This is a genomic window from Methylovulum psychrotolerans, assembly GCF_002209385.1.
Lineage (GTDB): Bacteria > Pseudomonadota > Gammaproteobacteria > Methylococcales > Methylomonadaceae > Methylovulum > Methylovulum psychrotolerans.
The window spans coordinates 2,491,134-2,515,073 of sequence record NZ_CP022129.1 but is presented as its reverse complement, the minus strand read 5'-3'; the positions used below and the strand labels follow the sequence as shown (position 1 = coordinate 2,515,073).

The 23,940-nt window shown below is 54.7% G+C and carries 21 protein-coding genes and 1 riboswitch; all 21 genes read right to left on the bottom strand.

The window, feature by feature from the left end:
- Positions 1–5: 5 nt before the first annotated feature.
- Positions 6–902, bottom strand: coding sequence for an adenosylcobinamide-phosphate synthase CbiB (cbiB, locus tag CEK71_RS11405; protein WP_088619500.1), 897 nt, complete (start codon positions 900–902; stop codon positions 6–8).
- Positions 902–2,317: a cobyric acid synthase gene (locus tag CEK71_RS11400; RefSeq protein ID WP_088619499.1), complete on the bottom strand. Its 1,416-nt coding sequence runs from the start codon at positions 2,315–2,317 to the stop codon at positions 902–904. Before CEK71_RS11400 ends, cbiB begins: the two co-directional genes overlap by 1 nt.
- Complete coding sequence (locus tag CEK71_RS11395; protein ID WP_088619498.1) at positions 2,314–3,333, bottom strand: aminotransferase class I/II-fold pyridoxal phosphate-dependent enzyme; 1,020 nt, start codon at positions 3,331–3,333, stop codon at positions 2,314–2,316. Before CEK71_RS11395 ends, CEK71_RS11400 begins: the two co-directional genes overlap by 4 nt.
- Positions 3,334–3,340: 7 nt before the next feature.
- Positions 3,341–4,663: a cobyrinate a,c-diamide synthase gene (locus tag CEK71_RS11390; protein ID WP_088619497.1), complete on the bottom strand. Its 1,323-nt coding sequence runs from the start codon at positions 4,661–4,663 to the stop codon at positions 3,341–3,343.
- Between the two features lie 37 nt (positions 4,664–4,700).
- Entirely contained in the window at positions 4,701–5,810 is a 1,110-nt protein-coding gene (locus CEK71_RS11385; protein ID WP_088619496.1) for a CobW family GTP-binding protein, read from the bottom strand.
- A complete protein-coding gene (gene cobJ / locus CEK71_RS11380; RefSeq protein ID WP_088619495.1) occupies positions 5,807–7,354 on the bottom strand; it encodes a precorrin-3B C(17)-methyltransferase in 1,548 nt (515 codons plus the stop codon). Before cobJ ends, CEK71_RS11385 begins: the two co-directional genes overlap by 4 nt.
- Positions 7,355–7,423: 69 nt before the next feature.
- Positions 7,424–8,173, bottom strand: a complete 750-nt coding sequence (locus CEK71_RS11375; RefSeq protein ID WP_088619494.1) for a cobalamin biosynthesis protein — start codon at positions 8,171–8,173, stop codon at positions 7,424–7,426.
- Positions 8,170–8,955, bottom strand: a complete 786-nt coding sequence (gene cobM, locus CEK71_RS11370) for a precorrin-4 C(11)-methyltransferase (protein WP_088619493.1) — start codon at positions 8,953–8,955, stop codon at positions 8,170–8,172. Before cobM ends, CEK71_RS11375 begins: the two co-directional genes overlap by 4 nt.
- A complete protein-coding gene (cobI, locus tag CEK71_RS11365; protein WP_088619492.1) occupies positions 8,955–9,683 on the bottom strand; it encodes a precorrin-2 C(20)-methyltransferase in 729 nt (242 codons plus the stop codon). The genes cobM and cobI overlap by 1 nt, the downstream gene beginning before the upstream one ends.
- A complete protein-coding gene (gene cbiD, locus CEK71_RS11360; RefSeq protein WP_088619491.1) occupies positions 9,680–10,831 on the bottom strand; it encodes a cobalt-precorrin-5B (C(1))-methyltransferase CbiD in 1,152 nt (383 codons plus the stop codon). Before cbiD ends, cobI begins: the two co-directional genes overlap by 4 nt.
- On the bottom strand, positions 10,809–12,392 hold the full coding sequence (locus tag CEK71_RS11355; protein ID WP_088619490.1) for a precorrin-8X methylmutase: 1,584 nt from the start codon (positions 12,390–12,392) through the stop codon (positions 10,809–10,811). Before CEK71_RS11355 ends, cbiD begins: the two co-directional genes overlap by 23 nt.
- Positions 12,389–13,084 (bottom strand): cobalt-precorrin-7 (C(5))-methyltransferase, encoded by a 696-nt coding sequence (locus CEK71_RS11350; RefSeq protein WP_088619489.1) that lies wholly within the window; start codon positions 13,082–13,084, stop codon positions 12,389–12,391. Before CEK71_RS11350 ends, CEK71_RS11355 begins: the two co-directional genes overlap by 4 nt.
- Before the next feature lie 208 nt (positions 13,085–13,292).
- Positions 13,293–15,179 (bottom strand): magnesium chelatase subunit D family protein, encoded by a 1,887-nt coding sequence (locus CEK71_RS11345; RefSeq protein ID WP_232463625.1) that lies wholly within the window; start codon positions 15,177–15,179, stop codon positions 13,293–13,295.
- Between the two features lie 4 nt (positions 15,180–15,183).
- The gene (locus CEK71_RS11340) at positions 15,184–19,218 is read right to left on the bottom strand and encodes a cobaltochelatase subunit CobN (RefSeq protein WP_088619488.1); all 4,035 of its coding nucleotides are present in this window, start codon (positions 19,216–19,218) and stop codon (positions 15,184–15,186) included.
- On the bottom strand, positions 19,211–19,522 hold the full coding sequence (locus tag CEK71_RS11335) for a (2Fe-2S) ferredoxin domain-containing protein (RefSeq protein WP_088619487.1): 312 nt from the start codon (positions 19,520–19,522) through the stop codon (positions 19,211–19,213). The genes CEK71_RS11340 and CEK71_RS11335 overlap by 8 nt, the downstream gene beginning before the upstream one ends.
- A complete protein-coding gene (locus CEK71_RS11330) occupies positions 19,522–20,238 on the bottom strand; it encodes a CbtA family protein (RefSeq protein ID WP_088619486.1) in 717 nt (238 codons plus the stop codon). Before CEK71_RS11330 ends, CEK71_RS11335 begins: the two co-directional genes overlap by 1 nt.
- Positions 20,239–20,240: 2 nt before the next feature.
- Positions 20,241–20,438: a CbtB domain-containing protein gene (locus CEK71_RS11325; protein WP_088619485.1), complete on the bottom strand. Its 198-nt coding sequence runs from the start codon at positions 20,436–20,438 to the stop codon at positions 20,241–20,243.
- A gap of 155 nt (positions 20,439–20,593) precedes the next feature.
- Positions 20,594–20,814: riboswitch (cobalamin riboswitch) on the bottom strand.
- A gap of 142 nt (positions 20,815–20,956) precedes the next feature.
- Positions 20,957–21,316 (bottom strand): DUF4870 family protein, encoded by a 360-nt coding sequence (locus tag CEK71_RS11320; protein WP_088619484.1) that lies wholly within the window; start codon positions 21,314–21,316, stop codon positions 20,957–20,959.
- Positions 21,317–21,376: 60 nt separating this feature from the next.
- Entirely contained in the window at positions 21,377–22,276 is a 900-nt protein-coding gene (locus CEK71_RS11315) for a transglutaminase family protein (protein WP_232463624.1), read from the bottom strand.
- Between the two features lie 81 nt (positions 22,277–22,357).
- On the bottom strand, positions 22,358–23,272 hold the full coding sequence (locus tag CEK71_RS11310; protein WP_088619483.1) for a DUF1207 domain-containing protein: 915 nt from the start codon (positions 23,270–23,272) through the stop codon (positions 22,358–22,360).
- 2 nt (positions 23,273–23,274) lie between these two features.
- A complete protein-coding gene (locus CEK71_RS11305; RefSeq protein ID WP_088619482.1) occupies positions 23,275–23,754 on the bottom strand; it encodes a BON domain-containing protein in 480 nt (159 codons plus the stop codon).
- Between the last annotated feature and the right edge of the window lie 186 nt (positions 23,755–23,940).

The following is a 23,940-nucleotide window of genomic DNA, read 5'->3' as shown; positions in this document are numbered from 1 at the left end:
CGGCTTTATGAAAATAACACGCCTAAAACCAACAGGGCAATCAGCCAGCCGTCTATGGTAGCGCGTAGTTGTAGGCCTTGCCTCAGGGTCGCTTCAGTAACGGGCCCAAGTGCGTCACCGAGGATAGGCTTAGGTTTTAACTGGCCATGATAAAAAGCCTCCCCCGCCAAACCGACCCCTAAAGCCCCTGCCAAGGCGGCAATCGGCCAACCGGCATTAGGGCTGTCCAATTTATTGCCGTCGCGTAAGGCGCATTGCCACGCCCGCCGCCGCTGAGCCGACACCAGGACTAAACCTAAGGCGGTCAGGCGGGCGGGCAGATAATTGGCGGCATCATCGGCTAGTGCGGCGACGCGGCCAAAGTACAGGTAACGTTCGGTTTTGTAGGCCACCATAGAATCCAGGGTGTTAATGGCTTTGTAAACGGCGAGGCCGGGCAGGCCAAACAGCAATAAATACAATAAGGGCGCGATGACCCCATCGCTGAGGTTTTCCGCCCACGTTTCCAAAGCGGCTTTATACACCGCCGTTTCGTCCATGCTATCGGTGTCGCGGCTGACCAAAAGGCGGATGGCTTGCCGGGGGTGGTCTGCGGTCAGAATCGCCGCCACTGAGGCATGTAGCATATTCATCGCCAATCCGGTCGAAGCCATCAACGCCAGGACGGGCAAGGCCAACCAAGCGGGCAACAACCCGCACACATAAACGGCCAGCAAGCTAAGACTTAAACTCAGCCCGACTAAGGCAAGCACTAATAGCCCCCCGGATAAAATGCTATTGCGGTAAAAATGCCGCTCAAAGGCTTGGATAAAATCGCCCATCCACATTACCGGATGTTTGCCCGGCAATTCGCCAAACACTTTATCCAAGATATACGCCAATAACGCCAAAGCAAAAAACATCAGTCCGCCAACGCCGCTAAAATGACATCCATATCCAAATTTTCGGCGACGCCGTCGGCGAAACCTTGGATTTCTTGCTCGCGGTAAGCGCCGTAAGCATAGCCTTGATAATCGGCGTGTAAGGCCCGGAAATAATCGCCACGGAAACGGTCATCGTCAAAAATGCCGTGGACGTGCGTACCCGCCACCGTCCGCAAGCCGCTGGCAGGGCTATCCTGATAGTACAGCGGATAGCGGGCCATGCGCCCGCAGTGGATTTCGTAGCCTTTAATGGCCGGATAGCCGAACAGCGGGTAATGCCCGCGCGTCAGCAGTTTAGGGCTTTGGTAAACCACCTCATCGTCAATCAGGCCTAAGCCGGTTTCCATGCTGGGCGTGTCATGTTCCAAGGCATCGGGGTCATGCAAGGTTTTACAAAGCATTTGGTAGCCGCCACAAATGCCGAACAGGGCTTTTTTGAACTGCCGGATTTCCGTAAATAGCCCTTGCGCTTTCAACCAGCGCAAATCGCGGATGACGGTTTTACTGCCCGGCAACAATACCATATCAAAACTCTCTAAAGGGCGGTAAGCATCCACCCATTCGACGTACAGCTCCTGATCCGCCATCAGCACATCCACGTCGTTATAATTGCTCAGACCGGGATAGGAGATAACGGCGATACGGACTCTCATCGCCTGCAAGCGTTGCCGATAATTGCGCAAGGATTGCGAGTCTTCCATGTCGATGTTCAAGGGCTTGAACGGCAACACCCCCAAGACGGGAATGCCGAAGCGTTCGGTAATGATTTTTTCGCCGTCCATAAAAAATCGCCGGTCGCCCCGAAATTTATTGATGACCACACCCATCAGGTTACTGCGGATATGCGGGTCCAGCAACGCCAACGTGCCATAAATGGACGCGAACACCCCGCCGCGTTCAATATCGGCGACCAAAATGTTTTGGGTGGAAAAAGTGTTGGCGACAAAGGTGTTGGATAAGTCTTTATGCAGCAAATTCAATTCCACCGGCGAGCCAGCCCCTTCGGCCACCACTACATCATACTGGCGTTGCAATTGTAAAAAAGCCTGTTCCACTTGGGTTTTCAAATGCGCAATGCCATCATAATAATCGGCAACCGATTGGTTTTGGTACACCAAGCCGTTGACCACCACTTGCACACTACCATTGCCGTGGGATTTGAGCAGTACCGGATTAAACAGATAGCTCGGCTCGACCCGCGCCGCCTCTGCCTGCAAACACTGCGCCCTAGAAATTTCCCGGCCTTCGTGGGTGACGGCGGAATTGTTGGAGACGTTTTGGGCTTTAAACGGGGCGACTTTCAGGCCGCGATCCGCCAAAATCCGGCATAAAGCCATCGCCACCGTAGTCTTGCCCGCGTCCGAGCTAGTGCCTAAGACCGCCAACGGCTTCATGACACGCCGCCTTGCAGGGCTTTTGCCAGTTGGGCGATGGCTAACTCATCCTTAACCGCAAAGCGGACATGGCGGTTAGTCAAGCCGGTAAAGTTGGCGCACACCCGGATTAAAATCCGCGCGGTCGCCAACCGGGCTTGTAATTGCTGGCCATCGCCATCCGCCGCCAGTTCCGCCAATAAGAAATTAGCTTGGCTGGGGTAGATATGCGTGAATAAACCGGAATCGGCCAAAGTTTGCGCCAGTAACTCGCGGCGCTGGCGGGTTTGTTGGCGGGTTTGGTCGATAAATGCCGTATTCGCCAAGGCTTGCTGCATATAGGCCATGTCAAAACTGGAGAGTTTCCAGGCGGGTTCTAAACGCCTTAATTGCCGGATAACGGGGGTGGCTGCCAACACAAAGCCGATACGGATGCCTGCACAGCCATAAAATTTGCTTAAGGATTTGACGAGCAATAGCTTATCGTCTTCGCCAAGGTAAGCGCTGACAGACTCGGCAGGGCAAAAATCCAAAAACGATTCATCGACCAACACCGTACACCCCGCTTGCCGCCAGTGCCCTAATAGGGTTTGCATTTCATAAAGCTGCCCGTCCGGTGTCGCCGGATTGACAAAAATAACCGTGCTGTTCTTAGGTACGGCAGCGCCTACATCGGTGAAGCGGTCAACGGTATGCACGGTACAGCCCAATTGCTTGGCAATCTGGGCATATTCGCCGTATAACGGCGTGTACAATACGACATCTTGGGGTTGTAGCCAGCGTAAAACGGCAAAAATAGCCGCACTCGCACCATTAAACACTTCTATGTCAACCCCGTCAGGGTAGGGGTAACGGCTTGTTAAGGCCGCTTTTAACAACGGATAATCAGGGTCGGCATACGGCCCTAGGGCGGTTACCGGCAAATTGTCCGCACTGACCGCTTGTTCGGGGTTGATGTTCGCCGAAAAGTCCAGCACTTGGTCGGGCAAGCAGCCCACTTGCCGGGCAAACTGATAAATGTTACCGCCATGATTCATAAAGGCATTACAGGCTATAAGAGGTGGTTAAAAATAACTGTGCCGCCGCCAGCGGGTTGGAGGCAAAGTAACCGTGCAAATAAGAGGCGGTCAAGCCTTTGCTTTGGAAAATGGCTTCCCCCGGCGAGGTGTTATATAAACGCTCGCCATAGGCTAGCGGCTCCAGCCGGGTGTCGATGCGCGAATGATGGAAGGTATGGCAACGCAATAAGCCGCCTGGGAATGGGGCGGATTGGTAGCCCAAACCTTGTAGGCGGTTTTGCATAACCGCATGGCCGGGCAATAAGCCGACCATTGCCCCCACTTCCCCTGCCTTATTGGTGAGCGATTCCAGTAGGTACAACATCCCGCCACATTCGGCATAGATGCGTTTGCCTTGCCTAAAGTGCGTTTGTAATGCCGCTTGCATCGCCTGATTGGCGGCTAAAGCCGTTATATGCAGCTCTGGATAACCGCCCGGCAAATAGAGGCTGTCGACATCGGGTAAGCCGTTATCGGCCAGGGGCGAAAAGAACACCAAAGTGGCTCCCAGCTTTTGCAACAACTCCAGATTGCCGGGATAAATGAAGGAAAACGCACTGTCGCGGGCGATGCCGATACGCACCCCAGCCAACCATTGCGGCAAGACGGCCCAATTGGCCGGATAAAAGGCCACGGCTTCCGGTAGGCCGGCCAGTTCGGTAACGGCCACCGCCTCCGCCGCACGGGTTAGGCGGCCATCCAAATCGGCAATTTCCGCCGCTTGCACCAGCCCTAAATGCCGCTCAGGCAAGACCATTTGCGGGTCACGCGGCAAGCTGCCCAAATAACGGAGAGTATCCGGCATACCTTGCTTAATCATATCAGCATGGCGGGACGAGGCGACACCATTGGCCAACACACCAGCAAAACCCAGTCCCGGGCGATAATGCGCCAGACCATAAGCCACCGCCCCCACCGTTTGCGCCGCTCCTGCCGCGTCAATCACCGCACAGACGGGCAGGCCAAAGCGTTGGGCTATATCGGCGCTGCATGGCTCGCCGTCAAACAGCCCCATCACCCCTTCAACCAATATCACATCCGCCACCAAGGCCGCGTCATAAAGCAAGCGTTGGCATTCGTCCGCCCCTGCCAACCACAAATCTAGGCTGTAAACGGGTTGGCCGCTCGCCTGCTCTAAGATCATCGGGTCAAGAAAATCCGCGCCGGCCTTAAACACCCTGACCTGGCGGCCTTGGTCACGATGGTAACGGGCCAGCGCAGCAGTCACCGTGGTTTTGCCGTGGTTGGAACCGGGAGCGGTAATGAACAGGGCGGGGCAATGGCGGGTTTCGGCGTGGGCGGCGGTCATTGGCTGATAACGGTTAGGCAAGCGTAATAAGGCGTATTTATAGCCACCGGGTCGCCGTCAAAGCCGACAATCTGGCGGCCACTTGTTTACGGTTCAGGTGATAACCAATAAAGACGATTTCCGAACCGTGCCGGACTGGCTGGGCGGCATAAGGGCTGATAACCATACGGGTGCGCACACCTTGCACCAGTACCGCCTGTTCGGATTGCCCGGTACGGATAAAGCCTTTAATGCGCAAAATAGGATCGGCTTTGGCCGTCTCAAACAACGCCGACTTTAACACCTCCGGCTGTTGCGGGTCTTGGCTACGCAGCACAAAGGACAGCCAGCCCGGATCTTGTTCGTGAAAATGTTTATGGGTTGCCAAGCCGTGGCTATGGCTGGCTAAGCCGGAATGGGCATGGCCGTCCAGCAAATGCTGGTTAGCCAAAACACGGGCCGTGTCGCCGGGTACGCTAGGCAATGGCGTATAGCGGTGGGTTTGCGCCAACAAGGTCGGTTGATGCAGACGCAAACCTAAGGCCAAACGGCTATCTAAGCTGGCCTGATAGGCCAGCTCCAAAAACCGCACTTTAGGCGCACCTGCCCGGATGCGGGCTTCGGCGACAAGCAAGTCCTCTTCGGCCAAACCGTCAATTTTATTCAGCACCACCACATCGGCGTATTCCAATTGCCGGGCAAACAAATCACTGACAGCCGCTTGGGCGGGCGTTAGCTGTCCGGCAAACGCATCCGCCAATAATAAGGGCGTGTCAACAATAGCCAAAGTGGCATCAAGAATAAAATGCGCGGCCAATTCCGGGCTTTGCAGTAATGCCATAACCGCTGTGGGCAAGGCCAAACCGGAGGTTTCAATCAGTAAATGGTCGATTTGGCTCCGGCGTTCGGCCAGTGCCAACAGGGTCGGGACAAATTGGCGGTCATCGCCGTACGCAATCAGGCCATGCGGGAAGTCATGGATTTGGATATGTGCCTGCCCGCTACTGTCGGCGCGTATCAGCGCACCATCAATCGAAACTTCGCCAAATTCATTAATCAATAAGGCCAACCGACGATCTTGCTTGGTTTTCACCAAGTTGCCCAGTAATGTTGTTTTACCGGAACCTAGAAATCCGGTCACTATCGTCACAGGAATTAAATTGCTCATACGTCCGGTTGCCACGCTTGGATTTGCCTTAACACCGCACCGAAATCGGTGGCGACCACCGGATACGCCAATTGTGGGCGCTGGATCACTAATAATGGGATTTGCAAGGCCTTAGCGGCGGCGGCTTTAGCAGGATACCCCCCCTCTTCGCCCGAATCTTTAGTGACCACACAATCAATCGCCCAATCCCGCCACAACGCTTCGTTAAAAGCGGCTGAAAAAGGCCCCTGCATGGCACACAGATGGCTACGCGGTATTCCTAAAGCCAATGTCCGCCGGATAAAATCCGGCTCTGGGGTAATACGGACAAACCATTGGCAAGCCTGTGCCCCTGGGGCGTTCAGGAAGGTCGCCAAGTCTTTGGAGCCAGTTGCCAGAAAAATCCGCCGCCCTTGGGCAATAGCGGCGGTGGCGGCGGCTTGGCTGGAAGCGCACAACTGCCCGGAATCTGCCGTAAAGGCGCTGCCGCGCTCATAACGCAGATACGGTAACTTTAGCTGTTGCGCTAAGGCCAGCAATTGCCCGGAAATCAGTTGGGCATAAGGGTGGGTGGCATCAACCAGCCCCCGCGCCCGATAGCGTTGCAAGGCTTGCTTACGCGCCTCTACGCCGGGTTGTCCTGCCCAGACGAACACATCAGGGCAATGCTCGGCGGCGATTTGTCCGCCATACTCGGTGGCCGCCGACACCACCACCGGATAACCCTGTCCGGCCAACTGCGCCGCCAGCCGATTGCCGTCACTCGTCCCTGCAAATACCCATAATGCTTGTGATGGCGGCTCTGGGGCGGGGGCGGCGGCAACCGGAGCCGCCCAAGCGTTATAACCGCGCGGGGTAAAAATAAAGCCGCGTTTGCATTGGGTAAAGCGGTTACCGATAACAATGGTCGTCAACATATCAAACTGCAAGGTCGGCAATTCCGCCAGCGTATGGATACTGACGGCCTGATCGGGACGATAGGCATTACGCACCACACCGCACAAGGTCTGCGGGGATTTTGCCGCCAGCATAATGGCAAGGATGCGGTACACCCCTTCCATCCGGCCCACGCTTTGCACGTTATACAGCACACAAGCCAAATCCGCTTCGGCAATATGCTTACCGCGTTGCTCAATCCATTCCCAGGGGCATAATAAGTCCGATAAGCTGAGGGTGGCAAAATCATGCGACAAAGGCGAGCCTAATAAAGATGCGCAGGCATTGGCGGAAGTGATACCGGGTATCACATTCACTTCGTAGCCGTCATCTTCGCGCATTTCTTCAAACGCCAAGGCCGCCATGGCATAAATGCCAATATCACCGCTGGACAGCAAAGCCACCTTTGCCCCGCTCCGCGCTTTTTCTATCGCCAACAACGCCCGTTCACGCTCTTGGGTTAGCGGTGGGGTATGGATTTCTTTGCCGTCCAGCCACGGCCCTATCCAACGCAAATACAATTCATAAGCGACAATCACCTCACTACCGCGCAAAGCCGCCTCGGCACGGGGGACAATCAAATCGGCAAAACCGGGGCCTACCGAGACTAAATTTAAGACACCTTTCATGTTGCTGTTTATAGTAAAGTTTGAAAATCCTTCCGTACGGAGGATGCCGTTGTTGGTGATGGTGGCCTATCAGGCCAGCGTATCTTCCACTATCGCCACCGCCACTCCGGCCAAGGCGGTCTTTGGCACAATCAGCCGCCCACGCGGACTGGCGATCAAAGCGCAAGGCTCACATACCCCCGCCAAACCGATATTCTGTTGTACCCACTCAGAAGGCTGGGTCAGCCATTCGCGTGCGGCGACGGTTTCGCTGGCCAATACCCGCAACGGTAGATCATAGTGTTGGCAAAATTCGAGCAAGCCTTGTTCTTGGGCTTTCAGGTCAATCGTGACCAGTTCGCGGATTTCTATGATGGCCCGTAGCCCTAGTGCCTGCTGAACGGCGGCGCTAATCTGCGCCACGCCCACATCTTTACGGCAACCGATACCGACCACCAAGGGCTTTAAGGCTTCGGTGGCGGTGGTAATCACAGGCACTGCCCCCAGCACATTGGCGGCACGGTAAGCCAAACGGTTCGCCCCGCCTTCATGCCCCGCCAATAAGGACACCGCAAACCGCCCGGCCTCATCAATCACCACCACCGCCGGATCGCTGTGCTTATCATGGCTCAAGCCATCAAGAAAACGCACGGCAATGCCGCTGGCCGCCAACATCAGCCATTGCCGATGCTGGCGGTAGGCTTGGGCGAATAGTGCCTGTTGCGGTTGCCCGCTCTGTTGCCAAGGCCGATATAACACCCCGCCTAATTGCTGTCGTAACCGCTCCGCCAAGGCTTCGCTGGCCGGACGCACTAACCAAATGCCCAGTTCCCCGTTCATTCGCCGGGCGGCTGGCCTGGCCGTTTCTTCACAACCCGAAAAATATGGGTGTAATCTTGGGCATATAAACGCGATTCGGCGGCAATGTCCTTACTTAACGCCGCCCCCACCAAAAGCATGGTGGTCAGATTCCAATCACTGGCCTTAATTTCGCCCAGCAATTGCCCTAAAGTGCTTTGTAAGCTCCTTTCTTCCGCCCAACTGGCCCGATACACCAACGCCACTGGGGTACTGTCGGGATAATGCAGGCGCAAATCGGCGACAATTTTCTTCAAATGTGGCCCGGACAAAAAAATCGCCATCGTGGCGCGGTGTGCTGCCAGCAAGGCGATGGCTTCGCTGTCCGGCACGGCGGAAGCGCGGCCTGAAACGCGGGTCAGGATAATGGTTTGCGACACTTCCGGCTTAGTCAGTTCGGCCTTAATGGTCGCCGCCGCTGCGGTAAATGACGACACACCGGGGATAATCTCATAATCTATGCCCAGTGCCTCCAAACGGCGCATTTGTTCGGCGGTCGCGCCATAAATGGCCGGATCGCCGGAATGCAGCCGCGCCACGTTAAGGTTTTCAGCTTGGGCGCGGCGGTAACAGGCTTCCTGTTGCTCCAGGTCAAGCTCGGCAGTGTCGATGATCTCGGCATCGGCACGGCAATAAGCCAGCATCTCTGTCGATACTAAGGAACCGGCATATAAGAGCATCTCCACTTGTCCGAGCACGTTCGCACCGCGCACGGTAATCAGGTCGGCGGCACCTGGGCCTGCACCGATAAAATAGACTTTCATTAACGTTTGCCTTTGGGGGTTTTGCGGATCAGTAAGGTGGCCAAATAACCCGTCGCCGCTGTAGTGTTTAAGGTGTCCAGATCATTGCTGAGGATTTCATCGGCCAAGCCAATCCGGTGCGCAAACGCGCAATACTGGCTAATGCCCAACTCATGCAACAACGCTAATACCCACGGCAAGCGTTTGCCAATTTTCATCAGGATAACAATATCGTGGCTGGCAATATCGGCGCGAAGCGCGTCGGCTTGCTCAGGACAGGGCAAAATCAACACCCGCTCCTTGCCTTCGCCCAGCGGCCAATTTAAGGCCGCCGCGGTTGCCGCATAACTGGTGATGCCCGGAAAGGTGTGTAATGGGGCGGTGGGGAGAATATCCTGTAAGGCGCTGAGGATATAACCATAAGTGGAATAGGTCAGCGAGTCGCCGATGGTCAGATAAGCAACCGAGTGGCCGGCCTGTAATTCCAAGGCGATAGTCTCCGCCAACGCCGCATAATGTTCGCTCAACACCGAACGGTCCGGGTCCATCGTAAAGGCGATCTCGCGTATCCGGCTTGGCTCGATAGCAATACCCGCCAAACAGTGTACGGCAATGGAGCTATCGGCAGTGGTCGCCTTCGGGGCAAAAATGATGTCCGCCGCCTGTAACGCGGCCACCGCCGCCAACGGCAGATACCCCGCAGGGCCAGGGCCTACGCCGATACCCCAAAATGTCCCTAAATTGCTCATGCGCTGCCTAATGTTTCACCCTGTAAATTAAATAAACGCACTTCCACACGCTTTACCGCTGGGGTACGTTGCCGGACTAATACGGCAATCCGCCGCTCTATTTCCAACCACAACACACGCGCTTGCGGTTGCGGCACAATGCCGATAATCGCTTCGACGGTATTGGCTTGGGTAATGGCCTGCACTTGTGCGTGGGTAAAGCCCAAATCGGCGGCGACTGTCGCCACTGCCGCCATGGCCATCGCGCTTTTGCCGGAATGGGTATCCCAAGCGCCCGCCAAGACTTTCGCCAATTTACCAGGATGGCCCAATAGCCATAACACCTGTAACTGGCGGTCTTCTTCGCGTAAAGCTTGCTGGAGGAAATCCAGCGATTCACCGAAAAAATTCGCCATTTGCACGGCTTGTTGCGGCGATAAACCCAACACCTGTTGGGCATAGCCACGGCCTATCTTGCCCGGCAATAAGGCGATGCCAGGTGCGGCGGCACCTAAAGCCACCCGGATATATACGTCGATGGATGCTAACCAAGAAGCCAATGATAAGGGCTCGACAATGCCGGATGTACCCAAAATGGAAATGCCGCCGACAATACCCAAGCGGGGATTAAAGGTTTTTTCGGCAATAACCGCCCCGTTTTCGCAGCCGATAGTCAAATCAAACCCCGGCGTTTGCGCCGTCAAACCGAATTGTTCCAACACGTCCATAACGGCTTGCCGCATCATCAGCCGTGGCACCGGATTGATCGCCGGTTCGCCCACCGCCACCCGCAAACCCGGTTGGGTGGCGGTACCGACCCCAGCCCCGGCAAAAAAGCGGATGTCGGCCACGGCATTTTTGCGCACTTCGGCAAAAATGATCGCGCCATGGGTATTGTCGGGGTCGTCACCGCCGTCTTTGCGGACTTCGGCGCGGGTGCTGTGTGCATCCAGCCAAAACACCGCCTCAATCGGTACCGACAGATAATGCCGCTGATCAGGCAAGGTCACGGCAGTTTGCTGGCAAATCCGGTTTTGCAACAACAAGGTCAACGCCGCTTTAACCGCCGCCGTGGCGCAGCTGCCGGTGGTGCGTCCGCGCCGCAAACCATTAGGGGCCAGCTCGGCGAGGGAAAATTCTTGCAAATCAGGGGGCGGTACTGGCTGCAAGCTGGTTCACCGCATCAATCATCAGACCATTAACGACGCTGGCCGCCCACGGCGAACCGCCACGGGTTCCGCTATTGGTGATACGCGGCACTTGCAGGCAACGCTGAAGGTCGGCCTTAGCCTCACAAGTGCCGACAAAACCGACCGGCAAACCAATCACCAGCTGTGGCCGCCAGCCCTGTGTACGGATCAGGCGGGTCGCTTCCATAATCGCGGTGGGGGCATCGCCAATGGCCAATACCATATCATTGCCGAATTTTTCCCAAGCGCGGCGGATGCCCGCCGCCGAGCGGGTAATGCCGTGCGCTTCGGCCATCAACACTGTTTCTGGATCATGGACACCGCACCAGGTTTCAATACCCAATTGTGCCAATAACGCCCGTTTCAGCCCGGTTTGTACCATCGTCACATCCGTCACCACCCATTTGCAACGCAATAAGGCACGGATGCCGATCTCAACCACCCCCGCCGAAAAATAAAGGTCATCAACGGCATGAAAATCGCCGCTGGTATGCACCAAGCGTTGTAAAATGGTCAATTGGTCAGGTGGAAACGCCGACCAATCGCGTCCGGCAGCGATAATGCGGAAGCTTTCCGCCTCAATAGGATGGGGAAGATAAGCCGCAAACTCCGTCACGCCAGTAGTTGTGCGTTCGGGAGCCGCTTCCTTAGCCGACAGGCCGCGTACCTGCCAATGGTGCGGGCGCTGGGGCTCTCCCACTTGTTCTTCAAAACCGACAATCTGCACCCGGTATTTACATAAGGCGCAGTTCATTGCCGCCCGCCCTTCCACGGCTTCTTGCGCCCGTGCCAGCAAGACATCGGCCACTAAGGGATGTACCCCCAGATAGCCCGCTTGCAACACTTCCACGCCAGGCTCACGCTCTTGCAGGGCGGTGGCGGCGGTATAAATGCGTTTGACCAACACGCCATCGAACAGAAAGAACGGCACGACTATCAGGCGTGTAAAGCCCAGTTGCGCCGCCGCCCTCAGACCATCGGCCACCAAGGGCTTGGCGGTGCCGGAATAACAAACGAAAGAGCTGCCAAAGCCCATGCCTTCTTCGAGCATCCGCGTAAACTTGGCGACTTCGCCGTTAGCGTCAGGGTCACTGGTACCGCGCCCGACCACCACCAAGCAGGTGTCATCACGGCGCACTGTCCGGGGTGATTGGGCTTCGGCGGCGATGATACGGCTCTGGACAACTTGCAATAACAAAGGATGCAAACCTAGCGGTGCGCCAAAATGAAAATCAAGGTCGGTATGGCTTTGTGCGAACGCCAGTAATTCGCTGGGCATATCATTTTTGGCATGGGTCGCCGCCAATAACACACCCGGCACCATCACCACGCGTTGCGCACCCGCCGCAATCTGCTCGCCGATGGCTTCTTCAATAGTCGGGCTGGCAAATTCCAAATAACCATGATTGACCAACAAGTGTGGGGCACGCTGTTTGATCAAAGCCATCAGCGCCTCAAATTCCCGCAAGCCATCAGGATCACGGCTGCCATGTCCGGCTATGACAATCGCCAGCGGCGCGTGTGGTTCTATAGGTGTCATGGCGCTTCAATTTGACTGGGCATAGGTCTTAAGGTGCGGATTAACATAATGCTCATATCGCTGAATGACTGTCCGGCACACGCCGATAGCGAACCGCGCCATTCGGCCTCATTACGGGTCAAGTTTTCCCACACTTCCACAGGTTGCTCAGGCGGTATGCCATTTTCCAGCAAATACGCGGCGATATGGCAGGGCATAAAAGAGCGGGCGGCATCCCAAGGGCAAGGGATGACAATGGCATTGCGACAATCTTGCAGCACATGCAGCAAATGGCGTTTGAAAGGGCTTAAGTCACCCCGGCGATGGAAGGTGATAAAAGTGGTTTCATCAAAACAGACTTTTGCACGGGCGGCGAGTATTTGTGCCGAAGATATGCCCGGCAAGGTGTCCACCGGATGGCCACAAGCCCGCTCGACCCGCTCCAAATATTGGAAACCGCTAAAATGGATGTCGCCCATAAACACCACCACGCAACGCTTACCCGCATGATGGGCGGCGGCGACCATCGCCAATTGGGCGGTTTGGTCGCGGTAATTCATCAGCACCGTTTGCGCGGTCGCCGGAATCAGGCTGGCAACCACGTTAACGACCGCGTCAAAGCCAGCGACCACATCGGCGTTACCGATCAGTTCCGCACCCCGCCGGGTCAAATAGCCCAAGTCGCCGGGGCCTGCACCTATGCAAATAATCATTTAATACTATATGTGAAGTTATATTTCAAACGGTCAAGTTTTCGGTTTTTTGGTGGGGTACGCTGTACCCTCAGGGGCATAATGCGTACCTTTAAAAAACCATCATAAAATCAGTGCAAAAAGTACGCACAGCGTACCCTACGGTGAATGGTAAAAGCCGAAAACTTGGCCGTTCACAGTATATTTATATGGTTTAAGCGGTAGCTTTTTAGTGCAGCTGTCCGCGTATCGTCAACACCAGATTTTCTGCCGATAATTCTTCCAAGGTCAAACAGTCTGCGCGTAACGCTTGCGCCAATTGCCGGGCTTTCCCTAAGCGCAGATAACCCGTTTCTGTGTCCAGCACTAAGGCGGGTAAGCCGCTATCCGCACACAAATGCGCTAAGGCCAGGCTTTCTTGCCAAGGGTCGCCGCCTTCTTGCAGGGCCACATTGGCTTTGCCGTCGCTTAACAGCACCAATAATGGCGGCAGGCCTTGGCGGGTTCCGACTGTTTCCAATGCCAAATGCAGGGCGTGTGCCAAAGGTGTCCTGCCGCCAGTAGGCAAATCCTGCAACTGCTGTTCGGCCAGTTCGACACTGCGCGTAGGCGGTAACAGCCAATAAGCGGCCTCACCACGGAAAGCGATCACCGCCACTTGGTCGCGGTGCTGGTAAGCATCGGTCAACAAAGCCAACACCGCGCCTTTCACCGCCGCCATGCGCCGTTGTGCCGCCATAGAACCGGACGCGTCAACCACAAACAAGATCAAATTGGCGGTTTTGCCGGTGCGGATTTGTTGATGTAAATCATCGGCTTGAATATGAAAGTCACTGCCGTCACGCAACACGGCGCTGCGTAACGTGGCGGCCAGTGCCAAACTGCTAGGCTGGCTATCCGGTACGGAGCGCACCACTTGTCCTCGCGTGGCATGTAAGGCGGTGTTGCGTTTGCCGGAAGCCGAGTGCCGGGCAGGGCTGTCCACTTTAATAGTGGCCATTGCCGTAGCCGGGTCAGCGGCAAAAACTTGCTGCGGCGCGTCCAAGCCATCGGTTTCAGGTGGCGGCGTGTTTAGGTCTGGCTCGCCATCATCAGTGCTGTGTTGCGGCGGCAAAGCCGCTTGCATCAATTCATCCAAACGTTCTTGATCCAAGCCCGGTTGCTCGAAAGGTTTGCGCCGCCGCCGATGCGGTAAGGCCAGTTCGGCGGCGGTGCGGATGTCCTCCGGCGTGACCTGAATGCGCCCGGCCAAAGCGGCTAAGGTGCGGGCGGCTTTATGGATAACAATATCGGCGCGTAGGCTGGCTACCTCAAATTCACAACAAATATGGCTGATTAACGCTAATAAGGCATCGGCCATCAGCACTTGCGGCAACAGTTGCTGGGCGGCCACCAACTGCCCGCGCAAGCTGTGTTGGGAATCTTGCCAGCTATTGGCATAGCCTGCGGTATCGGCCTCGAAGGCAATCCGGCGGCGTACCACTTCGGCGCGTACCGTTTTGTCGCGCGGGGCGGCCACTTCGACCATCAGGCCAAAACGGTCCAGCAATTGCGGGCGTAAATCCCCTTCTTCCAAATTCATGGTGCCAATCAGGCTAAACCGTGCCGGATGGGTGACGGACAAGCCTTCCCGTTGCACCGAGTTAACCCCCATCGCCGCGACATCCAGCAGCACATCCACTAAATGGTCGGGCAATAGGTTCACTTCATCAATATAGAGTATGCCGCGATGGGCGGCGGCCAACAAGCCGGGCTGAAATACCCGCTCCGCGCCTTTTAGGGCTTGCTGTAAGTCCAAGGTGCCGACCACCCGGTCTTCGGTTGCCCCTAAGGGCAAGGTGATAAAGGGTACCGGACTGGCGACGGCCACCACATCAAGGCCGTTACAAACGGGGCAATGTTCGCTGGGTATATCAGGGCTACAAACAAAAGCACAGCCAGGCACCCGGCTTATCAGCGGTAAAATATCGGTCAGCGCCCGGGCGGCGGTGCTTTTGGCGGAGCCTTTATCGCCGCGTATCAACACCCCGCCTAGGGAAGGGTCAACCGCGCACATTAATAAGGCCGTTTTTAACTGCGTTTGCCCAACAATGGCGGTAAAAGGAAAATTCATCATGATCTCAAGCCAGGCGTGGGGTTTCGCCCCGCGCTTCCAACAGGGTTTCGCTGTGCAAATAAAGCGCTTGCAGTGCGTCTAACGTCGTTTGCTCAGGGTTAGCCCACATGCCACGGCTGGCGGCTTCCAGTAAACGCTCGGCAATGGCGTTTTGCGCCCAAGGGTTAGCCGCCGCCAAAAAATCTCGCAAGCCCGGTTCTAAGGCGTAAGTAGCGGCGACTTGTTCATACATCCAATCATCCATAATGTGCGCGGTGGCATCGTAACCGAACAAATAATCGACGGTCGCGGTCAATTCCAAACCGCCTTTGTAGCCGTGGCGTTGGATGCTTGCCAACCATTTCGGGTTAACCACGCGGGAGCGGAATACCCGCAACGTCTCTTCTTTTAAATCCCTGACTTGGGCACGGGACGGGTCGTGGCTGTCGCCGAAATAATGGCGCGGTTGCTGGCCGGTCAGGGCGCGGATGGTGGCGATCATGCCGCCATGAAATTGCAGATAATCGTCGCTGTCAAACAAATCATGCTCACGGTTATCCTGATTGTGTAAAGCGACTTGCACCCCCGCCAAACGGGTGCGGAAAGCGGCGCGCTCATCATGGCCTTGTTGCCCACGCGCGTAGGCGTAGCCGCCCCAATTGATATAGCTCTCGGCAAAATCGGCATCGGTCTGCCAATTTTTTTCCTGTATCAACGGCAAAATGCCCGCCCCATAACTGCCGGGTTTCGCACCAAAAATCCGGTAAGCGGCACGTTGTGCGGCTTCGGGAGCCGCTAAACCACTGCCGACCAAGCCCGCCAATTCGGCCAGATAATGTTTGCGGACAAAATTGTCTTCCGGCGCTTCATCTAGGGCGATCACGGCATGGACGGCATCATCAAGCAAATCAATCAATTGCGGGAAGGCATCACGGAAAAAACCGCTGATGCGGGTAGTGACATCAATACGCGGGCGCTTAAGTTCGTTAAGTGGGATTACCGCCACGCCCGTTATCTGGCAGTTTTCTGGCCGCCACACAGGCCGTACCCCCAGCAAAGCCAGAATTTGCGCGACATCATCACCGTGAGTGCGCATGGCGCTGGTCCCCCAAATGCTGATGGCGACACTTTCAGGATAAGCACCTGTTTCGCGCTGATAACGGGCCAGCACTTCATGGGCCAATTGTTGGCCGACCCGCCACGCCGATTGCGAAGGCACGCTACGCGGGTCAACCGAATAAAAATTGCGTCCGGTCGGTAAGATATGCGCCATGCCCCGCGTTGGCGAGCCGCTAGGGCCGGCGGGTATATAACCGCCCGATAAACCGGCTAATAAATGGTCGATTTCAGCGCGAGTTTGGTTTAACTTAGGGACAAGTTGGCGGCAAACAAAACCCGCTATTTGCCTGATGGCCTGAAGATCGGCACTGGGGTTGGCAAACGTAGCCGCCACCATATCGCCTATCGCCGTTTCCTGGAAGCCCTTAGCCTGCAAATTACAAAACAGTTGTTGGCTTAAAGCATCAATGCTGTCCATTATGTCCGCATGGGTCATCAGCGCCCGGCCTTGTAAGGCTTCCAGTGCGGGGCAACGCCCCTTAAGGCGGCGGCCTGGATGTTCCTGCAACTCCCCGCTATCAAAGCCAAATAGGCGGGCTATTTCCGCCTGCAAACCGGGTATGTCCTGGTTAGGTAGGCGGGTGATCGCCACTAGCATGTCAAGCTGCTGCCCCTGTTCCGGCGCTTGCCCCAGAATATGTAAGCCATCGCGGATTTGTGCCGCACCCAATTCGCACAAATAACCGTCCAAATCTTCGATTAAATGGGCGACATCAGAGCCAGCCATTTTCTTCAGTACCGCAGGCAATTGTTCGGGATCATGGGCATGGCTATGGGCAGCAACAACGGTTTGCTGTTTGAACACACCTTGCCCCATCTTAAGCGGTTTTAGCATAACGGGGCTTAAGCCTCCGCCCACTTTTGCCACACTAGGCGATAACAAAGGCTTGCTGGCCGGATGGGTATGAGGGTGATGATGCCCATGTGGGTGTTCATGGTCATGGTCATGATGCTCATGGAGCAAACGGGCCTGCAAATCGGCATCAAGATTAGTCGCTTTGACCAACTCCCAGATTTGTTGCTGTAACAGCGGCAATTTTGCCGGGTCCAGTATTTCGACCTGATAATATTCGTCCACCAATTGCGTCAATTGCGCCAAGGCACCATAAGTATCCGCCGTGGTCATCGGCGGGGTCAGGTGGTCAACCACCACTGCATGGCCCCTGCGTTTGGCTTGCGAACCTTCGCCGGGGTCATTGATAATAAAAGGATAAAACAAGGGCAAATCGGCCAAGAGCGCGTCGGGGAAGCAGTCGCCAGACAGCCCTACACCTTTGCCGGGCAACCATTCCAAGGTGCCGTGCTTACCGACATGGACAAGCGCGTCGGCTTGCCAGACATCTTTCAGCCAACGGTATAAGGCATAATAGTGGTGGGTAGGCGGCAAATCCGGTTGGTGGTAAATGGCATCGGGGTCCATGCCATAACCACGCGGCGGCTGTAACATCACCAAGGCATTACCGAAGGGCAGCCCCGCCAAAGCCAGTTGGCCATTGTGCAAATAAGCGGCACCAGGCGGCTCGCCCCATTGTGCGGTCATTTTTGCCTGCATAGACTCACTCAGTTCGGCAAACCACTCTGCATATTGCCCCGCCGACACCTGCCCTATGGCATTGGCCAACTGTTCGCTGGTCAAATAAGTGTTATCGTAAGCACAACGGTCTATCAGGGCGTGGATTAAAGCCGTGCCGGTGTCCGGCAACTCACCGATCTGATAACCCGCCTCTTGTAGGGCCGCCAAAATATGCAGCAAAGAAGCAGGTGCGTCCAAACCGACAGCATTGCCGATTTGCGAAGCCTTACTGTTGGAATTGGTAAAAATAAAGGCGACCCGCTTGTCGGTATTGGGCAGGCGTTTAAGCCGTGCGAACCGTGCCGCCAAACCGGCTATGCGCGTGACCCTATCGGCCACAGGGCGATATTCGACGCTTTCATGAGGCAAACCTTCGGTTTTGGCCTTAAAGGACAGGGGGACGGTGATAATGCGGCCGTCAAATTCAGGTAACACCACATTCATGGCCGCATCCAAAGGATTAAGGCCCCGCACCGAACCGCGCCATTGCGTTTCGGTCATCCCGCTGGTGATGGCTTGCAAGACAGGCACATTCAGCCGTTCCAACACCGCTACCGACCACCCCGCCGGAGTTGGGCCGCCCGCGCTGATTTCCCCCATCGCAAACGCCGTAGTGTTAATCAGTACATCGATATGGGCACCTTGAGCGCCGCTAAAATAGGCCAAGGCGGTCGGCAACTGCCCGCCATTATCGCCGCCCGCGCGTAACGAGGCGGTAAACACAGGCAAAACATTCAGGCCTTGTTGTTCCAAAGCCGTCACTAAGGCATCAATAAAACGGGTATTGCCGCTTAACCAATGCGCACGGTAAAAGACAATGCCAATACTGGGCCGCGCGGGGTCGCGGATTGCCAGCCACTCATCAATCTCGGCGGCTTGGCCTAGATCAGGATGGTAAATGCCGTGTTCAGGCAGGGCAAGCGCAGGCTCAAAACCCAATCCGGTTAATAAGAAATGGTCGGACAGATAGCGCAGCAATTGTGCCATATTGATGCTGCCACCCGCCTGGAAATAGGTTTGCACTTGATGCAGGACATCCACCGCGACCGTTGAAGCCGCCGCCAGTTCGGGGTCAGGCTCGCCCGTACCGCTAATGACTAAAAGCTGTTGGCCTTGGCGTTGTGCGTGCCTACGCAATTCGCTAAAACCTGGCACGTTGCCTAGCCGTCCTAATACCCGTAAGACAATAATGCGCACAGGCTGCAACATGTCCGCCAGCAAGGCCGACATTTCAGCGTCGTCCGCCACCGTTTGCAAATTGATGGCAATCGCCTGCACCGCCCTATCCGGCATTTGCAGCAAGGCACTGTGCAAAACCGCCAAATCACTGGGCGCATGGCTTAACAAGGCAATCAGCGGTTTAGACATCGCCGACCCCTAAACGATGGATGACATGCCCGCTAAGTTCTTGGCCATTTTGCAAATGCTCTTCGACGATACGCTCTAACACGGCTTCATCGGCGCAGCGATACCATACCCCTTCAGGGTATACCACCATAATCGGGCCATCCTTACAGACGGCAAAACAATGCGAACGGGTGCGCTTGACAGTAAGGCCAGGACGGCTATCGATAGCCTTACCCAACTTTTGAAATAGGCTTTCGGCTTGCAAGCCGCCTTCGGTACAGCGCGGGCCGGTACACATTAGGACATGTTTGTGATGGCTGCGCATTATACGGGCTTATTATCGGTGTGCGGCGCGAAAAACCGGCCTATTAAACCGCCTAAAACCAGCCAAAACAGGGCGTTGGCAATGGTTGTGGCGATGATAAAACGTCGGGCTAATTCGGCGGGTGCGGCGCTATCATGGAATTCCGGTTGCGGAGCCCCCAGAAGATGCGGGGATACCAGCAATACTAAGCCGAACAGCTTATTAGTGGAGGTTTTGGCAAAAGCCAACAACCATAAACCCAGAGCCGTATCGGCCACGGTCAACACCCACCAGAATTGGCGGTCTTTTAGTAAAGCCGCTTGCGTTCCGGGCAATTCCGGCGGTAAGCCTAAAGATGGCGCGACAAAAAAAGCCACATAACCCGCCAAGCCCCACGCTAAGCCTTTGCGCCAACCACTCAAACCGCCCCGCAGATTACCCGCCGCCGCCAATAATAAGGCAAAACCGACCGCCAAACTGATATTGGCCACCGCCGTATAGGCGGTACGCTCCCAACCCTCTTGGGGTTGCCAAGCCGTTTCTTCAGCTTGATGGGGCACTGCATGCTCGGCAGGGGTATGGCTAGGGATTGCCGTTGCCTGAACCTCATACAGTTCGGCTTGCTGTATCAGCGGCAAGACTTGAAGGCGTTGGATAGCGGTCAGAAACAGCCCCGCCCATAGCCCCGCCCATAAGGCGGCGACCAGCATCTGCCGGGCGTTAGCAAGGTTCGGCATGGTTAATGGCAAGGGAAGCTGGCGGAATGGCGGCCATCGTGGGCGGCATTGTGCAAGATTGCGCTTTCGGCAAAACCTGCCGCATAAACAAGCACTAAGCCTAATAAGGCCGTCAGCACACTGGAGGCCAACTTATCTTTGCTCAGGCGGGTTTGGGAAGGGGCGGTGACGGCAGCCGTCAATAGAGGTGCAACAGACATGTTTCTTTCTCCTGTTAAGGGCGAACCCAGTGAATACCCCCTTAAACCTGCCAATACTGGCACGCCCATCGGGTAAAGGTTAACGCGGGAGAAAGAACAGACAGAGAGTCGGACAAAGCGAACGGCAATCCATCTGAACGCCCTCCGCGTACAAATTTGATCATCAACACGAGGCCGGTCTCCGGACTGACAAGCTGGGATTATTCCCAAAATTTGCGCCTTCCCATGAAACCACAGTGGCTTGTTGCAAATTTTATACTTGTTTACCGTTGCGGGGGCAGTGCCGGATTAGTTTGCGCTTAAGGCAAACGCACCGGGCTTCCCGTTTAAATCCCCAGGACAATGCCCTGAGAATACCTAGTATGAGTTTTATTGTCCGTTAGTATAGACACTCAAGACCTAACTGGCAAGGCCAAAGCTAGTTTTCATTATCGGACTTGTAGCGCTGCCCGCGTTTCTTAAGCCGTTCGGCAGTGAAGCGCAAGTGGCGTAAACCACGTTACTGCGTAACGTCTAGCCTATATTTTAATGGGCTGGTTAGCCGCAAGCGTCGTCCAACCGATAACAATTCTGTAAACCAGCAGCACTAAGGTCGGGATTAAAATAAATAGGGCCATTTCCATATTGATGGTTAAGACCAAACCTGCCAAAGCAAAACCTGCCAAAGTGATCCAAACGGTTTTAATTTGCCAATTAAAATGCGATTCCAGCCATGTTCCTTGTACCTCATTGCGGTTGTAAAAATTAATCGCCACGCCGATCAGCAAGGGTAAGCCTGCTAAAGCAAACGTTAGGATCTGACAGATATAGACGGTTACGGTTAGGTTTTTTAATTTTTCATTGCTTATATCATTTTCTGTAACAACTAAATCACTCATAAATACTCACTTATTCCAGGTTGATGTAAAAATTTCTATAGATACATAAAAGCTGTTAGCTTAAGAAAATGTTGCCTCCTCCTCGTCGTCTGCTGCATCGGGTTCACGGCTGACTTCGACCATAACACTCATCAGCGGGGATTGCGGGGGATGGGCGATAAAAGCCCCTGATATGGGCGGGACTAATTCAGGGTGGCGGCTTACCGCGACGGCGATGTGGTCGTTGCCGACCACTTGGCCGGATGTCGAATCAAAACCTTTCCAACCTGCCCCCGGCAAATAAACTTCCGACCAAGCATGGGTTGCGCCTTGGTCTTGTGGGGATATTGGGGAAAATAAATAACCGCTGACAAAGCGTGCCGCCAACCCCAGATTATGGCAAGACTCAATGAATAAGGTGGCAAAATCCCGGCAGGAACCGATGCCCCTTTTTAAGGTGGCCGCCGGAGATTGCACACCCGGCTCTTCACGTTGTTGATAGATGAACCCGGTGGCTATCGCTTTATTGAGCCAATCCAATAACATATACGTCTCGACGATTTGTCCGGAATACCAAAATTGCCGTAGCCATGCGCCCAACACCGGGCGGTCTTGCTCATAAAGCAATGACAGATAAGGCATCAGGTCAATGCGTTCGGAGGCATCGTACTGGAAGGGGAAATACACGGCATAATCGGCCATAAAAAAATCCAACGGCTGGTGGGCAAAATGCTGGAGGACAATATGGCTGCCTATCAAAAGTTGGTTGCACGGCTCGGTAAAGGTCGCCAACGCCACCGCATTGTCATAGACATCCCGCTGCCATTGCAATTGGTGGGCGGGCGCAATTGTCAGTTCCGCCGATTCGATACGGATGTCATGGCCTTCGCGGGGCCGCAACAGCAATTTGTGCGGTAACAGGGTTACGGTCTGTGCGTATTGGTAAGTCGTTATATGTTTGATTTGCAAGCGGTGCATCATGATCAATCCTATCTTAGGGAATGGGCGGGCTTAAAGCCCTGTCTGTCCGCCCTTGCGGACGGACATGACCCATTATTTGGGTTAGAAGTGATAATGCGCCCCGATGCCGAAATATTCCACTTTTTCTCTATAAAATTGGCCGCTAGGTGAGTAGCCGTTATAATATTCGCCTAAGATTTGGAGCTTGCGCCCTAATACCTTCAAGTTTTCAAATTCAAACCCGGCTCTGGCGGAAAGGTCATTATTCCAGTTATTTTCCTGAAAATTCTTAATGTCCACCGCCACAATAGGCCTTAGGGAAGCGAAATTTAACCGCCAAGGGCTACGGAATTCAGCGCCATATTGCGCCAGCCAAGGCTTCAGCTTGGATGGCTCCCTATCAAACAGACCGCCGCCGCCGCCGTAGAGACGCAGGCCAAACGGCAATTCATAAGACAGCTTCATATCCACGCCTTCATAACTTAAGTTGACGCGCTGAAATTTTTCGTTGGTTTTGCGCAACAAAAATTCGTCGCCCAAATGCGAACTCTGATGAAAAAGCCGTCCAAATGCGGAAAAGTTTCCTGAGCGGATACTGGTATACATCGAGGCGATAAAATCGGTATTGACCAAATCCTTTGACGGTGTGCCGATGTTGAAATCACTAAAAACCCCGGCTTGTAAACCGGCTTCCCATTGGGCATTAGATTGCCCGAAGTTGCTGCGGTAAAAGGGTATGGTTTCCCCAAAGCTGACCGAGGCAATGTCTGAGCCATCAAAGCTATTGTTTTGGTAATTGCGGTAAGAAGCCGAGAAATGCGCCCAGCGCGGATCGGCCAATAAAGGCTTGAATAAATGCCCGGCGGGTAACAACCCGGTCGATAAAACGGTTTTTTCCGTTTTGGATGCGGCAGGATCAACAGGCTGCTGATATAAATTTTCCGTCTCGTCTGCTTGGGCAAAAGCCGTAGGCAGTAGCATAGCGGCGGTGATCGCCAATAAACGCAAATTAATCATGATTATTTGCTCCCTGCATTGGCATCCACTATCAGTTGAGTTTGTACCGATTTGACATGGGCTTGGCTCCCGGCAACTTCCATCGCCCTGCCTAGGCTGGGCTCAGAATCTACTGTGCCGCTTAAGGTTACGACACCATTGGCGGTTACCACTTCAATATGGGAAGCTTTAAGGATAGCGTCGTTGCCCAGTGCCGCCTTAACTTTTAAGGTAATCATTGCGTCATCAATATATTCTTCGGCGATATCGGCCTTATTTTTAGCCGACTGCTTGGCCTCGGTTAATTCATCGCCCGCTTTTTCTGTCGTATCGCCAATTTTTTGTTTAACCTGACCAACCGCCTTATCAATTTTTTTGCCGGTTTTTTCGGCAGACCCTTCCGGTTGGCAACCCGCCAAACCAAAGCCGAGACAAGATGCACAAGCAAGTATCAGAAAATTATGGGCGGCTATCTTATATAAATAGCTATTTGTCGTGTTCATGGGGGTGTTCCTTAGGTATTTTGATAGTAGCTGTTGGGTTATTGGCAAAATGCGGCCTCCTTTTGGGGAAATGCCGCTTTTTTGGTCGCGCCTAGCAGTTTAAAAACTCAGCTAAATCTTAGCCATAAGGACAGGCCAGGTCTGTACGGTATCGTACATAGTGAAGGTATGGCGAATGGAAGCGGT